Source organism: Paenibacillus glycanilyticus, assembly GCF_051200795.1.
Lineage (GTDB): Bacteria > Bacillota > Bacilli > Paenibacillales > Paenibacillaceae > Pristimantibacillus > Pristimantibacillus glycanilyticus.
Genome location: NZ_CP195155.1, coordinates 3,530,602 through 3,547,043 on the forward strand (window position 1 = coordinate 3,530,602; position 16,442 = coordinate 3,547,043).

Annotated in this window: 15 protein-coding genes and 2 riboswitches; of the genes, 12 read left to right on the forward strand and 3 right to left on the reverse strand. The window is 44.3% G+C overall.

Annotated features, from left to right (window positions below):
- Nucleotides 1-9: 9 nt before the first annotated feature.
- From ACR9FF_RS16260 to ACR9FF_RS16315, 12 genes are all read left to right on the forward strand, one after another.
- Nucleotides 10-393 carry an ectoine synthase gene (locus tag ACR9FF_RS16260; RefSeq protein WP_435163021.1) on the forward strand — a complete coding sequence of 128 codons (384 nt, stop codon included), beginning with the start codon at nt 10-12 and terminating at the stop codon, nt 391-393.
- 27 nt (nt 394-420) lie between these two features.
- Nucleotides 421-1,323 (forward strand): ectoine hydroxylase, encoded by a 903-nt coding sequence (thpD, locus tag ACR9FF_RS16265; RefSeq protein ID WP_435163023.1) that lies wholly within the window; start codon nt 421-423, stop codon nt 1,321-1,323.
- Complete coding sequence (locus ACR9FF_RS16270; protein WP_435163025.1) at nt 1,320-1,841, forward strand: DUF2179 domain-containing protein; 522 nt, start codon at nt 1,320-1,322, stop codon at nt 1,839-1,841. Before thpD ends, ACR9FF_RS16270 begins: the two co-directional genes overlap by 4 nt.
- A gap of 500 nt (nt 1,842-2,341) precedes the next feature.
- Nucleotides 2,342-2,488: riboswitch (cyclic di-AMP (ydaO/yuaA leader) on the forward strand.
- An 83-nt stretch (nt 2,489-2,571) separates the two neighbouring features.
- Nucleotides 2,572-2,904 (forward strand): hypothetical protein, encoded by a 333-nt coding sequence (locus tag ACR9FF_RS16275; RefSeq protein WP_435163027.1) that lies wholly within the window; start codon nt 2,572-2,574, stop codon nt 2,902-2,904.
- Nucleotides 2,905-2,970: 66 nt separating this feature from the next.
- A riboswitch (cyclic di-AMP (ydaO/yuaA leader) is annotated at nt 2,971-3,115 on the forward strand.
- A gap of 157 nt (nt 3,116-3,272) precedes the next feature.
- Complete coding sequence (locus ACR9FF_RS16280) at nt 3,273-4,412, forward strand: KamA family radical SAM protein (protein WP_435163029.1); 1,140 nt, start codon at nt 3,273-3,275, stop codon at nt 4,410-4,412.
- A gap of 179 nt (nt 4,413-4,591) precedes the next feature.
- Complete coding sequence (locus tag ACR9FF_RS16285) at nt 4,592-5,830, forward strand: cation:proton antiporter (protein WP_435163031.1); 1,239 nt, start codon at nt 4,592-4,594, stop codon at nt 5,828-5,830.
- 153 nt (nt 5,831-5,983) lie between these two features.
- Nucleotides 5,984-7,264: an ArsB/NhaD family transporter gene (locus ACR9FF_RS16290; protein WP_435163033.1), complete on the forward strand. Its 1,281-nt coding sequence runs from the start codon at nt 5,984-5,986 to the stop codon at nt 7,262-7,264.
- A gap of 54 nt (nt 7,265-7,318) precedes the next feature.
- Nucleotides 7,319-7,564: a hypothetical protein gene (locus ACR9FF_RS16295; protein ID WP_435163035.1), complete on the forward strand. Its 246-nt coding sequence runs from the start codon at nt 7,319-7,321 to the stop codon at nt 7,562-7,564.
- Between the two features lie 19 nt (nt 7,565-7,583).
- Nucleotides 7,584-8,957, forward strand: coding sequence for a TrkH family potassium uptake protein (locus ACR9FF_RS16300; RefSeq protein WP_435163036.1), 1,374 nt, complete (start codon nt 7,584-7,586; stop codon nt 8,955-8,957).
- Between the two features lie 130 nt (nt 8,958-9,087).
- Entirely contained in the window at nt 9,088-10,617 is a 1,530-nt protein-coding gene (locus ACR9FF_RS16305; protein ID WP_435172134.1) for a glycine betaine uptake BCCT transporter, read from the forward strand.
- 231 nt (nt 10,618-10,848) lie between these two features.
- Nucleotides 10,849-11,991, forward strand: coding sequence for a spore germination protein (locus ACR9FF_RS16310; protein WP_435163037.1), 1,143 nt, complete (start codon nt 10,849-10,851; stop codon nt 11,989-11,991).
- An 85-nt stretch (nt 11,992-12,076) separates the two neighbouring features.
- Nucleotides 12,077-13,252 carry a Ger(x)C family spore germination protein gene (locus ACR9FF_RS16315; RefSeq protein ID WP_435163039.1) on the forward strand — a complete coding sequence of 392 codons (1,176 nt, stop codon included), beginning with the start codon at nt 12,077-12,079 and terminating at the stop codon, nt 13,250-13,252.
- A gap of 861 nt (nt 13,253-14,113) precedes the next feature.
- On the opposite strand, the gene ACR9FF_RS16320 is transcribed toward ACR9FF_RS16315, so the two are convergent.
- The 3 genes from ACR9FF_RS16320 to ACR9FF_RS16330 form a co-directional block, all read right to left on the reverse strand.
- The gene (locus ACR9FF_RS16320) at nt 14,114-14,878 is read right to left on the reverse strand and encodes an SDR family NAD(P)-dependent oxidoreductase (RefSeq protein ID WP_435163041.1); all 765 of its coding nucleotides are present in this window, start codon (nt 14,876-14,878) and stop codon (nt 14,114-14,116) included.
- A gap of 96 nt (nt 14,879-14,974) precedes the next feature.
- Complete coding sequence (locus ACR9FF_RS16325; RefSeq protein ID WP_435163043.1) at nt 14,975-15,328, reverse strand: DoxX family protein; 354 nt, start codon at nt 15,326-15,328, stop codon at nt 14,975-14,977.
- A 48-nt stretch (nt 15,329-15,376) separates the two neighbouring features.
- Nucleotides 15,377-16,441 carry an LLM class flavin-dependent oxidoreductase gene (locus ACR9FF_RS16330; RefSeq protein WP_435163045.1) on the reverse strand — a complete coding sequence of 355 codons (1,065 nt, stop codon included), beginning with the start codon at nt 16,439-16,441 and terminating at the stop codon, nt 15,377-15,379.
- Nucleotide 16,442: the final 1 nt, after the last annotated feature.

Consider the following 16,442-nt stretch of genomic DNA (forward strand, 5'->3'; position numbering starts at 1 on the left):
TGGGCTATTGTGATCGTTAAGCATTTGAATGATGTCATCGACAGCAAGGACGATATCGATACAAAAACTTGGAACGCGCGCAGGCTGCTGCTGGAACGCGACGGTATGGGTTTTTCGCTGCACGACACCATCATTAAAGCAGGAACGGAAACCTTGATTTGGTACCGGCATCATGTGGAAGCGGTCTACTGCATTGAAGGAGAAGGTGAAATCGAAGTCATCGGAGGCCGGACCTATTCCATCCAGCCGGGAACGCTCTATGCGCTGGACGGACATGAGAAGCATTTGCTGCGAGCTGACAGCCAGCTGCGCATGGTGTGCGTATTCAACCCGCCTCTTACCGGGAGCGAAGTTCATGACGAGGAAGGCGTATATCCGCTTGTACAGCCATAATTAAACCGAAAAGGAGAGGATTTATCCATGCAAACAAAACCAGTAATGACGAGTAAAACGGCTGATCGTTATCCATCCAGGGTGAAACAGGAGGCAGCCTTGTTAAAACGTCTTGATCCTGTCGTGTACAGTGCTTGGGCCGCCGGCAGCCCGCTCACCAAGGAGCAATCAGATTCTTATGAACGGGATGGCTATTTGTTTCTGGAAAACTTCTTCTCTCCGGATGAAGTAAGGGATTGGAAGGCTGAACTGAAGAGGCTGCAGCAGCGTTACAGCGAGCAAGAGGCCGAGCATGTCATTCGTGAGCCGGGAGGCAAGGAGGTTCGTTCGATCTTCGCCGTGCACGACAACAATCCAGTGTTTCGGGAGTTGTCTCTACATCCCCGTCTGACAGCTATTATGGAATATTTGCTAGGCTCAAAAACTTACATTCACCAATCCCGGATTAATTTCAAGCCGGGCTTTACCGGCAAGGAATTTTACTGGCATTCGGATTTTGAAACCTGGCACGTGGAAGACGGCATGCCGTCCATGCGCGCGCTTAGTTGCTCCATCGCGCTGGAGGATAATACGCCTCATAACGGGCCGCTTATGGTTATGCCGGGTTCTCATCGGAAATTCGTATCCTGCGTTGGCCAAACGCCGGAGAATCATTTCAAGGATTCGCTTCGGAAGCAGGAATACGGCGTTCCCGATCAAGACAGCTTGACCTTCCTAGCGCAAGAAGGAGGAATCGTAATGCCGGTTGGCAAGGCAGGCTCGGTTCTCTTATTCGACTGTAATGTAATGCACGGCTCGTCGAGTAATATTTCGCCGTATCCAAGAAGCAATGTCTTTATGGTTTACAACAGCGTAGATAACCGGCTTGTCCAGCCCTATTCGGGGCAGAAGCCCCGTCCTGCCTACATCGCTTCCCGTTCAGAGCAATGAGTCTTGTTCTAATCACTCTTTCGATTTTGGGCATTAATATTGCCTATGTATCTATCTTTACGCTGCGCCTTATTCTTGTGCTGAAAGGCAAGAGAGGCGCAGCCTCTCTATTCGCGATGGTAGAGGTGTTCATTTATCTGGCGGGATTAAACCTTGTCCTAAACAATCTATCGAGTCCGATTCATATGGCGGCCTATTGCATGGGCTTTGGCATTGGCGTCTATCTGGGTAGCCGAATCGAAGAACAGCTCGCTCTTGGCTATTCGGTCGTTCAGGTGATTTCGAATTCGGTGAACACAAGCCTGCCGGACAAGCTTCGTCAATACGGATACGGCGTCACGTCATGGACCGGGGAAGGGCGGGATGGTCAGCGGCTTGTCATGCAGGTGCTGGTGAAGCGCAGCAACGAGAAGCGGCTGCTTGAACGAATCGAAGCGGATGCTCCAAAGGCATTCGTCATCTCGCATGAGCCCCGTCATTTCCGCGGAGGCTTCTGGGCGAAGTTGCTAGAGAAATAATGATCCGGAACATGCAGAGCGGATATTTCTAAAACAATGGAGTCGCATAATGATGCGGCTTTTTTGTTTTTTAATTAGGAAAGTACGACACGGGATTTGCTTTACAACTGGGGGTAAAGTATGGTTTAAACAATGCATTTGATGGGAGGGAATTGTCATCGATTCGATAGCGGTGCTCGATTATTATAAAATAAACAGAGAAGTTTCGAATGGCACGCAGATAACCGTTAAAGAAGCTAGGAAGCTGTACCTTTATAAAGAAAAGATTATGACAAAGTACAGGGAATTCCGCTTGGAGGATGTTTCGGATATGTCTTATAAAGAACTGGGGGAAGAGGAGGGGTTTCTTTATTTGCATACGAATCAAGGAGTTTTTCCTTTTATGATTTCTGTAAACCCTCAATCCTTTATGGATTCGTATTTTCAGCTTGTTAAACCGACACTCTGAAAACTGTCGTGCCTGATTCGATCATTTTGACTTTAAATATCTAAACGCTTACAATAAGTTTACGCTTAGTTTTCAGCTTGCTTGGCTGAAAAGCGGGGGAACCAATCCATTGGGGCGAATCATTTCACAATCAGAAATGTAGGATACCATCTTATCCGAGCCCGCCAGCTAACCTCGTCAGCAGTAGATGGGTCCATTACCTTATGCTTAATTTGATAAGAGACCCTTCATTTGTGGGGCTCTTTTTTTGTGCCCAGCAAATCTAACAAAGGGGAGATGAAAATGAAACATGCAGATTATCGTTCCGAAACGCAGGATTCTGATTCAGAAAATCCTCCGTATTTCGGAACCAAGGAAGACCATTTTCGGATCCTTAAAGTCGTGACCAGAAAATATGAATTTTATAAAAAAGCCGAAGAACATTTTTCATTTGCTTTTCTTGCAATGATGGTCATTAGTGTTATCACAAGGTATAGTAAGATCGTAACACTGCCAAAGATGATTTTTATGTGGGCACTTGTAATCTTATCCCTATTAGGGTTATGGACGATTGTAAACAAACGAATTTGGAAACAGAGAAAAATTTCATTGGAGAAGTATACTTCATTAAAATAACCAGGCTAGGAATAAAGTCCTTTATCTATTGCAGGAAATGTTTGACTAATCAAACATTAATGATACAATAAGTCTACGCTTAGTTTTCAGCCTTGGCTGAAAAGCGGGGGAACCAGTCAATTGGGGCGAATCATTTCGATAAATCAGAAATGTAGGGTACCATCTTACCCGAGTCCGTCAGCTAACCTCGTCAGCAGTGGATGGGTCAATTCCGACGCATGAAATCAACTTGAGATTGTCCGAGACCCTTTATTTCATTTAAGGGTCTCTTTTTATTTTATGACCCAGCTGATGAAGTTCTCTTGGCATTTTGACAATTTGGCTCCCTTTAATCTCCCTGTAGCAGGGCATCAAAGGAGCAAGGTCTAATGCAAAAAGTGAAGTACATTACGGATATTGCCAAAGTAAGTGCGTTGCCGGAGCAGGAAAGACAAGTGTTAAAGCCCATTACGGATAAGTTTGTATTTCGTGTGAATGATTATTATTTAAGCCTTATTGATTGGGAAGATCCTGACGATCCGATTCGCAAACTTGTTATTCCAAATGAAGGCGAACTGCTGGAATATGGCCGGTGGGATGCATCAGACGAGGATACGAATTATGTCGTTCCCGGATGTCAGCACAAGTATGCGACGACAGCGCTGCTTATCGTATCGGAAGTGTGCGGTTCCTATTGCAGGTATTGTTTTCGCAAACGTTTGTTTCGAAATGATGTGAAAGAAGCGATGGCAGACGTATCGCCTGGTATTGCCTATATAGCCTCGCATCCGGAGATAAACAATGTTCTTCTTACCGGGGGAGACAGTCTAATTCTGGCTACTTCCAAGCTCCGCTTCATTATCGAGCAGCTGCGTCAAATCGATCACGTCAAAATTATCAGGCTTGGTTCTAAAATGCCAGTATTTAATCCGATGAGAATCTATGAAGATGAAGAGCTGCTCGCTCTAATTCGCGAATTTTCCACGGAAGAGAAACGGATTTATGTGATGGCACATATTAATCATCCCAGGGAAATTACCGCGGAGGCTAAGCGAGGCTTCAAGGCGCTCCATGAAGCTGGAGCAATTGTAGTGAACCAGACACCTGTGTTAAAAGGAATTAATGATCAGCCGGCTGTACTGTCTGAACTCCTTGACCGTCTGTCATGGGCTGGTGTAACGCCTTATTATTTCTTTGTTAATCGGCCGGTTGCTGGCAATCGTGAGTTTGTGCTTCCGCTAGCAAAGGTATATCAAATGGTGGAGGAAGCAAAGGCTCTTACTTCCGGGTTAGGAAAACGTGTACGTTTATCGATGAGTCATACTTCGGGCAAAATCGAGATACTGGCAATCGATAATGGCAAAGCCTATTTGAAATACCATCAGTCTCGTGATAACGAATACGGTAAATTTATGATGCTGGATTGTCCGGAAGATGCTACCTGGTTTGATGATTTGCCAGGAAGCGAGCTGTATTGGAATAAACCGGTCAAGAAAAATGAAGCCATTATTTCCACCAATGAGTTGTAGCAGCTCTTTACAAGCGACAGTTGTTCATGTTAGATTATGGATAAATAAAGGAACGTCCGGAGGAGCCTGCCAACAGCGGGCTCCTTTTGTCTATTTATCCTGCATAAAGAGGTGAATGACGAAAGAGTGCTTTAGGAACACTGAAATGGATGTTGTTGTTAGAAACGGAGGATATCCCAATGGAATTATTTAATGAAACCCTTATTCAGCTGCTCATTCTGCTTGCCGTATCCATGTTTGTTATAGCCATTGCGAAGAAAATAAACCAGCCGTATTCCATCGCGCTTGTTATCGTAGGGCTCATTCTTGGCGTAACTCATATTCCGGTATTGGAGGAAGCGGAGTCCTTTATTACGCAGTCGCATGTGTTTCAATCGGTTATTATTTCGCTCTTTTTACCCATTCTTCTTGGTGACGCAACGCTTAAACTACCGGTTGACCAGCTCAAGAAGCATAGTAAGCCAGTGCTGGCATTAGCTTTCGGAGGAACTTTACTTTCATTCCTACTCATTGCGGCCGGATCTTATTTTTGGCTTGGGCTGCCGGTTGTCGTGGCATTTACTTTCGCCTCTTTGATGAGCGCAACCGATCCGATCAGCGTGATTTCCATATTTAAATCGCTAGGCGTGCCGAAGTCGCTCGTTACGATTATCGAAGGCGAGTCATTATTTAATGACGGTATTGCAGTGGTTCTATTTCAGATTTCATCCATTTATCTTCTCTCTTACATCGATATGGGCTTTGCCGGGGTTGGAAGCGGAGTATGGCTGTTTCTGAAATTTGCGCTTGGCGGAATTGCAATAGGAGCGGTAATGGGCTGGATCTTTTCGCAGTTGATTCGCTTTTACGATGATTATCCGCTCGAAATCGGCTTTTCCATGCTCTTATTTTTTGGCAGCTTCTTTATCGCGGAGCATTTCCATGTTTCCGGCGTTATCGCAGTTGTCGTAAGCGGACTGATCTTTGGCAGCTACGGAGCACGGATTGGGATGTCCGCAACAACCAGAATGAATATCGATTCGTTCTGGGACGTGATTACGCTGGTAGCGAACTCGCTGATTTTCCTTATGATCGGTCTTGAGATCAAGAACGTCGACTTCTCGGATAAATGGTTAATCATTGCAGGAGCCATCTTGATTGTGCTGGCCGGAAGAACCATTGCTCTTTATGCGAGTGTTGCGATGCTTCGGGAGTTTCCAAGAGCTTGGAAGTCCATTCTGAATTGGGGTGGGTTGAAAGGGAGCTTGTCGATTGCGTTGGCGTTAAGCTTACCTGACTCCTTCTCAGGGAAGGATGATGTGCTTGTGCTAGCATTCAGTGTGGTACTGTTCTCGTTGCTTGTTCAAGGCTTGACCATTAAACCGCTTGTATTAAAGCTGGGAATTGGAGAAACAAAAAAGCCAACGGCAGGAAATTAACTTGGTGAAAAATGCTTTACAAGTATAACATTCATTAGGTAAACTTGATTAATAATGAATTTAATAAGTAATTCCCGGTGGAGCCTGTCAATTGTGGGCTCCTTTTGTCTTTTTTTGGAGATACTTATTTAATAGCACATACGGGAGGGCAACATGGAACAACAAGCTATTTGGGCTATTGTCATTTTTTCGGTGGCATACGCACTCATTATTACGGAGAAAATCCATCGGACGATCATCGCCATGCTAGGGGGACTAGTGATCGTGGCGGCAGGTATTGTCAATCAAGAAACAGTGCTGCATCATATCGATTTCAATACGCTGGGCCTGCTTATCGGTATGATGATTATCGTATCGATTACGGCAGATACGGGGCTATTTAAGTACATTGCCATCTGGGCTTCAAAAATGGCGAAAGGTAAGCCCGTTCGGATCATGATCGTATTGTCGCTCATCACAGCCGTGGGCTCTGCATTCCTGGATAATGTTACGACCATTCTTTTGATGGTTCCGGTAACCTTCAGTATAACAAGACAGTTGAGAGTAACTCCGATTCCATTTCTCATGACTCAAATCATTGCTTCCAATGTAGGCGGAACAGCCACTTTGATTGGCGATCCTCCGAACATCATGATCGGAAGCGCGGTCAAAGAGCTTACCTTTAGTGCCTTCATCTTAAATTTAACACCTATCATTATTGTCATTATGGTGGTATATGTGCTGTTATTTGTCTTGCTGTTCCGAAAGCAGATTCAAACGACGCCGGAACGGACGCAAAATATTATGGACCTGGAGCTCTCCGGTATCATAACGGATAAAAAACTTTTGATAAAAAGCTTAATTATCTTGGGACTGACGATTTTGGCCTTTTTCCTTCATCAAATGCTTCATCTGGAATCCGCAGCCGTTGCCTTATCCGGAGCTTTTCTTCTGCTTCTGTTAACCGGCGAACATCGGATGGAGGATGCCTTCAGCAAGGTAGAATGGACAACTATCTTTTTCTTTATTGGCCTGTTTGCTCTTGTTTCAGGGCTTGTGGAGACCGGAGTTATTGCGAATTTGGCGGCCAGGGCGATTAATTTGACACATGGCGATCCCGTAGCAACCTCCATGTTGATTCTTTGGCTCAGTGCAATTGCATCGGCCTTTCTGGATAATATCCCGTTTGTCGCGACTATGATCCCCATGATTCAGGAAATGGGAAGCATGGGCGTGCAGAATTTGGAGCCATTGTGGTGGAGTCTTGCCCTCGGGGCTTGTCTTGGCGGGAATGGTACTCTAATCGGTGCAAGCGCAAATCTGATTGCTGCAGGGATGTCCGGCAAAGAAGGCTATCCCATAAAGTTTTTGGCTTACATGAAGATAGCTTTTCCTTTAATGCTTTTATCTATCGTATTATCCAGCGTATATGTCTATTTAAGATATCTTAATTAACGGGGGGCGATTGCTATACTAGCTTATCAATACAACAACAAGGATATTGAGATCGTGGAGTCCAAGAACGGTGAAGATATTGAGTTCCATCTGCAAGTGCTTGATCATGTAGAGGATATCTTGCCGAAACTAAAAGCAGTGCGAGCTTTTTTTGAAAGCGATGACGTGTATACGGATGTCTTGTTCTATACGTACCCGAATCATCGGTACAGCGCAATCGTGCGTCCGGAATTTTATGCCGATTTTGTCCTGCAGCTAATGAAGCATAAGTTGTTGATGCAAGTTGAATGGGTAGGCTAACGAATGTAAGGAGTGTACTATGTCCGGAAAAGAAGCAAGTTTTCCTTTTGCGAAAGATTTTATTAATCTAAAAAGAATATCAGCGCCAAGAATTATTATTTTTGGTTTTGCCTTATTGATTGTCGTTGGTGCGATTCTCCTTGCTCTACCGGTCTCGTCGGCTTCGGGTAACAGTATTGGATGGATTGACGCCTTATTTGTGGCTACCTCGGCCGTGTGCGTAACGGGGTTATCCGTCGTGGATGTTCCGTCAACTTTTACAACCTTTGGAGAGTTGGTCATTCTGGTGCTAATTCAAATTGGCGGCCTGGGTTTCATGGTCTTTGGGGTTTTGTTTGCGATCCTGATCGGTAAGAAAATCGGGTTAAGAGAGCGATTGCTCATCCAACAGTCCATCAACTCCTATTCTCCGCAAGGTGTGGTTAGGCTGGCGCTTAACATATTTCTGATTGCGCTCGTTATCGAGTCCTTGGCTGCGCTTGTATTAGCTATACGATGGTCGGGAGAGTATGGAACAGCTAGAGCCATCTATTATGGAATTTTTCATGCCGTATCTGCTTTTAATAATGCAGGTTTCGCTTTATGGTCGGACAGCCTGATGCGGTACGTAGGCGATCCGACGGTAAATATCGTTATCACACTCTTGTTTATTTTCGGGGGTCTAGGCTTTACCGTTATTCTTGATCTGCTGAAAAAACGAAACTGGAAGGACTTGTCCTTGCATAGCAAAATCGTACTTACTACTAATGCGATCCTTATCGTAAGCGGAACGGTATGGATTTTATGCATGGAGTTGCTCAATCCGGAAACCTTTGGTCTATTATCCTGGCCGGAGCGTTTATGGGCCAGCTACTTTCAAGGCGTTGTTACGAGAACCGCCGGATTTAATTCGATCGATCTGGCTGCCATGCTTCCCGCTTCACAGTTATTTATGATTGTTCTAATGTTTATTGGTGGTTCTTCGGGGTCCACAGCAGGGGGGATAAAGACCAATACGTTTGCCGTTCTCATTATGAGCGTCCTTGCTATTGTCAGGGGCAGAGAGGATGTTGTCATTTATAAGAGACGATTGGCGACCGATTTTATTTTACGAGCATTGGCGGTAATTATCATTTCACTTGGCGTTGTACTTGTTTGCGCAATCCTGCTTACAATTACTGAGCGGCATACCGATCACAATTTTATGGATATTTTGTTTGAGGCCACGTCTGCATTTGGTACGGTAGGCATGACGCTTGGTTTAACAAGCAAGCTTACCTTTGCCGGTAAGCTGGTCATTATCGCGACCATGTTTATAGGTCGGCTTGGTCCGCTTACAATGGCGTATGCCATGACACGATCGTCGAATAAACAGTATTATCGGTATCCAGAGGAAAAGCTGATGATTGGGTAAAACATAGCTCGTTTATGACATTTCAAGGCGTAAGCTTAACAGGCTTACGCTTTTTTTGCATAGCGATGAAGAAGCTGGAAATCTTAATTAAAAGGGGTGACCCCTGCAACAAAGAAATGAGGTCTGAATGATGATATTTATTATCGCGTTGGTTGTTATCTTACTGTTTGTACTTTGGGGAGCATTTGCTCCCGGACAGCTAGCTGAGGCTGCCGATCGAACATTTGCTTTCTCCATTGTGAACTTTGGCTGGTTTTATTTGATGGCTACTTTGGGTTTTCTCGTATATGCGCTCTATCTGGCCTTTAGCCGGTTCGGTTCGATTCGGCTTGGCAGCGATGATGATGAGCCAGAATATTCTACGATTTCGTGGTTTGCCATGCTGTTCAGCGCGGGCATGGGTATCGGGCTTGTGTTCTGGGGAGTAGCAGAGCCCTTGTCGCATTATATGACACCGCCGGAAGGGGCGGAGAGCGGAACAGCCGATGCGGCAAGACTAGCCATGCGTTATGTCTTTTTCCATTGGGGACTACATCCATGGGGTGTTTATACGGTTATCTCTTTGTCATTGGCGTACTTTCAATTCCGTAAAGGGTACAAAGGGCTCATTAGCTCAGCGTTCATCCCTTTAATTGGGGAGAAGCTTGTCACGGGCTGGTTAGGCAAATTAATAGACATTTTGGCCATTATCGCAACAGCATTCGGCGTAGCTACTTCGCTTGGACTAGGGACATTGCAGATTAACGGAGGACTAAATCATTTATTTGGTCTGCCGAGCTCCATAGCTTCACAGATCGGTATTATTGTGATTGTAACCGTTCTATTTTTGCTGTCGGCTACGACCGGTTTGGATAAAGGGATCAAGCTGCTTAGCAACTTGAACTTGCTGATCGCGATAGTTCTACTTCTCTTCGTGTTGCTTATGGGTCCAACCTCCTTCATTTTCGATACGTTTACGTTGTCTCTGGGCGGTTACTTGCAGAATTTGATTGCAATGAGTCTAAGGCTAACGCCTTTTACGCAAGGTACTTGGATTGGTACTTGGACGTTGTTCTATTGGGCATGGTGGATCGCATGGGCACCTTTTGTAGGGACCTTCATTGCACGCGTATCACGTGGAAGAACCATTAAGGAGTTCGTTCTTGGCGTGCTGCTGGTTCCGAGCGCTTTCGGCTTCTTATGGTTTTCCGTATTCGGAGGGACCGGGCTGCATCTGGAAATGTTTGATCATATAGAGTTAGCCAAAGCGGTAAAGGAGGATGTGACCTCTGCGCTTTTCTTGACGCTGGAGCAGTTACCCTTAGGGAATGTGATTGCGGTTATCGCTACGCTGCTCATCATTACGTTTTTTGTCACTTCGGCAGATTCAGCAACTTTCGTACTGGGCATGCTTTCCTCTGACGGAAGCCTTAATCCATCGAATAAGGTTAAAATCACTTGGGGGATTCTACAATCGTCTATTGCTTGCGTCTTGCTCGTTAGTGGGGGGTTAAATGGCCTGCAGACTGCATCTATTGCAGCAGCGCTGCCTTTTGCGGTCATTCTGGTGGGAATGTGTATTTCCCTTCAAATGGCGTTGCGAGAAGATGATAGAAGCAGAGTCCATCGAGAGAAGCAGCTACGTTTGAAACTGAAAAAGATACTGGAAGAAGCCGAATAAACGGAGTTAATATTAATGATGTCAAAAACATACTTAAGTGTTTGTTGAGCTGTCTGAATGTTAGATGGCTTTTTTTAATTTGTTCTCCTTGAATGAATTACCAAAAAATTACGCAAGATAAGAAATCCAAACTTTTCAATTTATTAAGTATTCAGCCTCGTACTTCTGCTTTAGTCGGTGTAGTTTTCTATAGCAATCATATAAACCAGTCAATTAGTGAGGACAGAAACCATGCCAATTGATAAGAGTTCAGAAAAGCCCAGAAAGAAGCCTGGGTCTTTGTCTGGGCGGGTAGGACAAGCTGAGCAAGTGCTTCTTCCAGATTTTGATATCAATATTGAACGACTGCATCGATTCCTAGGCAGAGGCGAGGATATTGTATGCCGTACTCTTCAACACCGATTTTATGGAAATACGCGTTATGCGCTTCTTTATATTGACGGTATAACGGATAGTAGTGCCATTAGTACAATACTACTTGGCCTGCTTGAGGATACCCATTACAAGACTGGTTCTGATAGCGGGAAATCCAATAGCCTTTACCACCATTTGACCCAGCAGTCTATAGTCTTCGGCAAACTTTTTGAGGTCAATACGATCGAGCAAGCCGGCTATGCCATGTTGGAAGGAAGTTCTGTCTTTTCTCTCTTGGCACCTGTAACCTTCTTCAAGTTCTTTCAATCCAGCGACGATTATTACCAGCGCTCTCATATAGCGACCTTCCTGCGAATTATCCGGATGGTTTCCTTCTTTATAACGATGCTGCTACCATCGCTGTACATTGCTATTACGACCTTTCATCAGGAAATGCTTCCGACACCGTTGCTTATCAGCTTGGCCGCTCAGCGGGAGGGAACTCCGTTTCCGGCACTGCTTGAAGCTTTCCTAATGGAGGTCACCTTCGAGATCCTGCGGGAAGCGGGTGTTCGAATGCCACGCATTATCGGACCAGCAATTTCGATTGTTGGTGCACTCGTTCTTGGTCAGGCAGCGGTGCAAGCGGGGATTATTTCAGCTGCTATGGTGATTGTCGTTTCCTTTACGGCGATCGCGAGTTTTGTTATCCCCGCAGTCAATATGGGGGTTGCTGCCCGTCTTATACGCTTCGTTTTAATGATCTTGGCAGGCACATTTGGCTTGTTTGGTGTAATGTCAGGACTTATGATTTTGATGGCTCATTTATGTGGTTTACGTTCATTTGGCAAGCCGTATATGATGCCTGTATCACCGCTTGTTGTTTCAAATTTGAAGGATGTCCTGCTTCGTGTACCTTGGTGGGCGATGCGTAAACGACCGGTTATCATTGCAGATAGCAGCAATGAGATTAGATTAGGTGGCTCTCAGAAACCTAGACCTGATCAGGAAGGGGCTTAGACCAAGAAGGAATTTCTTTAAAATACTTGGTTTATGTCTATGCAAATGTTTTAGCAATTCTGTAGAAAGGGGACTCGATACTGCCATGAGAGATAACATTATGTTGCGTGTAGGGTTCGTCTGTGTATGTGTGGTGATGCTCCTCGTTTTGACAAGTTGCTGGGATCGTCGGGAGGTCAATGATGTTGCGTTCGTATTAGCAGGCGGGGCTGATAAAGAAGGAGAAAGCATTCGTATCAGTGTGCTTATTCCGCTTACTGGTAATATGGGAACCACGGGTGGCGGGGGAGGATCAGGTGGACAGAAACCCTACACAATTAAGACAGAGTCAGGGAAAACAGTTAGCGATGCTGTTTCGAAACTTCAACATCGCCTCCCACGGCATCTGTTCTTTGGCCATCGGCGTGTAATAATCATTGGAGAGGAACTGGCAAGAACGGAGGGAATTGAAGCCGTTATTGATGCTGTTACCCGTACACCAGAAAAGAGATTAACCACATTTATTGCAGTTTCTGAAGGTAGGGCTCTTGATCTCCTTAACGCGGATACACGTATTGAACGATTCTCCGCAGAAACGATAAGGGAGCAATTACAATCAGAAACAAGTTCTCGTATCAATCTAAAGGAAGCTATCTATCAATTAATCAATGTTGGCCAGGATGCTTTTCTCCCGTATGTGCAGAAAGTAAAGACAAACATAGAAGGCCAGGAGTCTGAAGAAATTCGGTCTGATGGTTTTGTCCTTTTTCATAATGGCAAAATGACTGGGAAATTAGAAGGAAACTCAGCTTTAGGTTTCAGGCTTCTGAACCAGTCCATTCGAGATTATGATGAGACAATCCATTCTAATGGGAGTTATTTAACAGTTACGATTAATCATGCGAAAATAAGCATTAAGCCGATTCTTAAGAATGATGAGTTGTCTTATCGTATTCACTCCCAGGTTAAGGTGAGTATTAGTGAAGATCAGAATCAGGAAAGAAATTATGATTATTCAGGGCAACGAAGTCGAATTGAGCAGAGCATCGCACAGCATGTTGTCGATAATATTAATCTTACTATAAATACGATGCAACAAAATAATAGTGATGCCATGGGATTTGGATTGCAAGCGTATCGAACTTATCCAAAAATATGGACTACAAAATATCGAAAAGATTGGAATGAAATTTTCCCTAAAATAAAATTTGAAGTAACGGCAGAGGCTAACTTGTTCCGACTGGGTATGAGTAGTGAGAATATGGGGAGAAAAGATCATTAGAATGGGTAGCCACTCAAAATCAACAGAATTCTTTTTTTGTTTGACGTGAGTTACTAAAACTGCTTCACAGCCGTTGTGCAATTGCATCACTTACTTGATTGATGCTTTGCATAGGCTGATTCGATTTGGGGACCAATTCGATGCTATCCCTCCTAGATGTTAGGTAAACTATTATGCTTTTAACTGAACGCTTGAAAAGGCAATCATCTTTTGGGTAGAGTAGACGAGCGGCTTTTTTGTATAGAAGTTCTTGTCATCCGACAAATGTCAGGGGGATGGACATTGCTCACACAACTCGATTCATTGACATATGTATAAAATACGGGTTTTGTGAAAAAGTTATACTGAAGTTCTGAGTTCTTGGATCTTGGATCTTGGATCTGGATTTGGATTTTGATCTCTTGGATTTTGGATCTTATCTTGAGTATTTGATTTCTTGAATTATTAAAACATTCTTTAAATTTAGTCATAATTCTCGAATTAGTTTTTTTCAGATCTTTAGTTTTTTTCAGATCTTTAGTTTTTAGATCTTTGATTTTTAGTTTTTAAATCTTTAGTTTTTAAATCTTTAGTTTTAGGTTTTTGATTTTTTAGTTTTTAGATCTTTAGTTTTTAAATCTTTAGTTTTAGGTTTTTGATTTTTTAGTTTTTAGATTTATTAGTTTTTAGTTTTTTAGGTTTTTCAATTTTCGAGTTCATGCGTTACTCTTCATGTTACAAATCGTCACGTTTTAATTAAGTGTTCCAAGCAATCTATATTATAATTTTTACCATTTTAAATAATCAAAGACCAACCTGGTAATCCAAATCCAGGTTGGTCTTTCTCCATTAATAACTTATGAATACACTTGGGTTGGAATATCACCAAGCCGATGCTCCGCCGTCAACCGCGTAGTTAACGCCAGTGATATAGGCTGCTCGGTCAGAAGACAGAAATGCCGCGAGCTCTACGATTTCTTCAGGTTTACCAAAACGCTTGAGCAGCGTCTTGCTTGTAATTGCATCGCGGGCCGCCTGATTATCACCCAGATCACGATCACTGGCAGGCGTGAGAACTGGACCGGAGCTGATTGCGACCGCACGGATTCCATGACGCGCACCTTCCAGCGCAAGCTGACGAGTCATACCGATGACGCCTGCTTTAGCAGCGCAATGTGCGACCATTGGAGGGGTTTCACCTGCGATCATGCCGGCTACCGAAGCGATGTTGATGATAACGCCGCCCCCGCGGTTAACCAGGTGAGGCCATGCGTATTTTGACATAAAGAATGGAATATCAAGCTCGCCGGAGATGGTTGTCCGCCAGTCCTCAATAGAGAAGTCCGGCATCGGACCAAACCTCTGCATAGCCGCATTATTGTACAGAACATCAAGTCCGCCATAAGCTTTTACGGCCTCTTCCACTACTTGCTTAGCTTGTTCCGGGTCGGTAAGATTGCTTGGTGCAATACCGGTCATCTCTCCGCCGGCTCTCTTTACGAGTTCAACCGTTTCGTTATTGGCTTCAGGATTGATGTCGCAGCCGATTACTTTCGCGCCTTCTCTTGCGAAGGTAAGAGCGGCGACCCGCCCCATACCTCCGCCTGTACCTGTAATCAATACGATCTTCTTATCTAGAATACCCATGAATAATTCCTCCTCAACCAAATAATCAAGTATAATATCAATTAAATTCATGCATTTTATTCATTCTTGAACATCGATATTGGTCAATATGAGATTTCATATCAGTGCGTCATAATTGATTAGAAAAACGACCAATCCTAAAATAAACAACATAATCGGCATACCCATCTGTTTGACATTGTCATTGATTTTAATATGAGTCATTATTGCTCCAATCATCGTAATAAGAATGATTACGCTTCCCCAAGCAGCCAATGCCTCATTCCAGATGCCCGCAATCACCAGAATGGCCGATACCACTTCTACGATACCGGTAAACACTCTGAACCAATTCGAATAACCGTAATGGTTAAATCCCTCAACCATTTGTTTAGAACCAAATTTCATAAAACCAAACATTAAAAATCCTAATCCCAAAATAATCTGTAATACAACAGATAAGATATGCATTGCCTTTCTCTCCCTTATCTCTATCTTTATCAAAGTAATTAGAACGATTTACGCTCTTCTTTCTGAACCTTCATTCTCCAATTTAGCAACCTCTTCCCGAACGCGAGGAGCCACTTCTGTTCCCAATAACTCGATTGCCTTCATAACTTCCTCATGCGGCATGGTTCCAACCGGTAAATGCATGAAGAACCGGCTAAAGCCTAGATGCTTGCGCATAAATAGGATTTTGTTAGCCACTGTTTCCGGATCGCCAAGATATAGTGCCCCTTCTAAAGTGCGGGAAGCATCGAATTGTGCACGCGTATATGGCGCCCAACCGCGCTCTTTGGCGAAATAATTAAATGAAGCTTGAGTAGGCGGAAAATATTGATCAACCGCAAGCGAGTTGCTCTCTGCAACGTAACCGAGCGAATGCACGGCTATCTGCAGCTTCGACACATCGTGTCCGGCTCGTTCCGCTGCTTTCTTGTAAAGCGGCACAAGCGGAGCAAAGTTTAAAGGACTCCCGCCGATAATGGCCAATACTAACGGCAGCCCAAGCTGTCCAGCTCTTATTACCGATCCGGCATTACCGCCACTGCCCAGCCATACAGGCAGCTTATTCTGAACAGGCCGCGGGTAAATACCCAGATCCTTAAAAGCCGGTCGGAATCCGCCGTTCCAAGTTACCTTTTCCGACTCCCTCAATTTCAACAAAAGCTCTAACTTTTCCTCGAATAACGCGTCGTAATCATTTAAGTTGTAGCCAAACAAAGGGAAAGCATCAACCATAGAACCACGGCCTGCAATGATTTCGGCTCTCCCATTCGAGATGCCGTCAAGCGTTGCAAATTGCTGGAATAAACGGACCGGATCCGCCGCCGAAAGTACGGTAACCGAGCTCGTTAAGCGAATATTCTTAGTCATTGGCGCTGCAGCCGCCAGAATAACGGCGGTTGCAGAATCCCCAAATTCCTTGCGATGATGCTCGCCAACCCCAAATACATCCAGTCCTACCTTGTCAGCTAGAACGATTTCCTCCACTACTTGACGCAGACGCTCCGCATGACTGATCGTTTCGCCTGTTACTACATCTGGTGTTGTCTCGACAAATGTGTCTATCCCAATTTCCATG

Bases quoted from the DNA above. Each gene is read 5' to 3' on its own strand.
- thpD (WP_435163023.1), top strand. From the start codon at position 421: ATGCAAACAAAACCAGTAATGACGAGTAAAACGGCTGATCGTTATCCA.
- ACR9FF_RS16270 (WP_435163025.1), top strand. From the start codon at position 1,320: ATGAGTCTTGTTCTAATCACTCTTTCGATTTTGGGCATTAATATTGCC.
- ACR9FF_RS16275 (WP_435163027.1), top strand. From the start codon at position 2,572: ATGAAACATGCAGATTATCGTTCCGAAACGCAGGATTCTGATTCAGAA.
- ACR9FF_RS16280 (WP_435163029.1), top strand. From the start codon at position 3,273: ATGCAAAAAGTGAAGTACATTACGGATATTGCCAAAGTAAGTGCGTTG.
- ACR9FF_RS16285 (WP_435163031.1), top strand. From the start codon at position 4,592: ATGGAATTATTTAATGAAACCCTTATTCAGCTGCTCATTCTGCTTGCC.
- ACR9FF_RS16290 (WP_435163033.1), top strand. From the start codon at position 5,984: ATGGAACAACAAGCTATTTGGGCTATTGTCATTTTTTCGGTGGCATAC.
- ACR9FF_RS16300 (WP_435163036.1), top strand. From the start codon at position 7,584: ATGTCCGGAAAAGAAGCAAGTTTTCCTTTTGCGAAAGATTTTATTAAT.
- ACR9FF_RS16305 (WP_435172134.1), top strand. From the start codon at position 9,088: ATGATATTTATTATCGCGTTGGTTGTTATCTTACTGTTTGTACTTTGG.
- ACR9FF_RS16310 (WP_435163037.1), top strand. From the start codon at position 10,849: ATGCCAATTGATAAGAGTTCAGAAAAGCCCAGAAAGAAGCCTGGGTCT.
- ACR9FF_RS16315 (WP_435163039.1), top strand. From the start codon at position 12,077: ATGAGAGATAACATTATGTTGCGTGTAGGGTTCGTCTGTGTATGTGTG.
- ACR9FF_RS16320 (WP_435163041.1), bottom strand. From the start codon at position 14,878: ATGGGTATTCTAGATAAGAAGATCGTATTGATTACAGGTACAGGCGGA.
- ACR9FF_RS16325 (WP_435163043.1), bottom strand. From the start codon at position 15,328: ATGCATATCTTATCTGTTGTATTACAGATTATTTTGGGATTAGGATTT.
- ACR9FF_RS16330 (WP_435163045.1), bottom strand. From the start codon at position 16,441: ATGGAAATTGGGATAGACACATTTGTCGAGACAACACCAGATGTAGTA.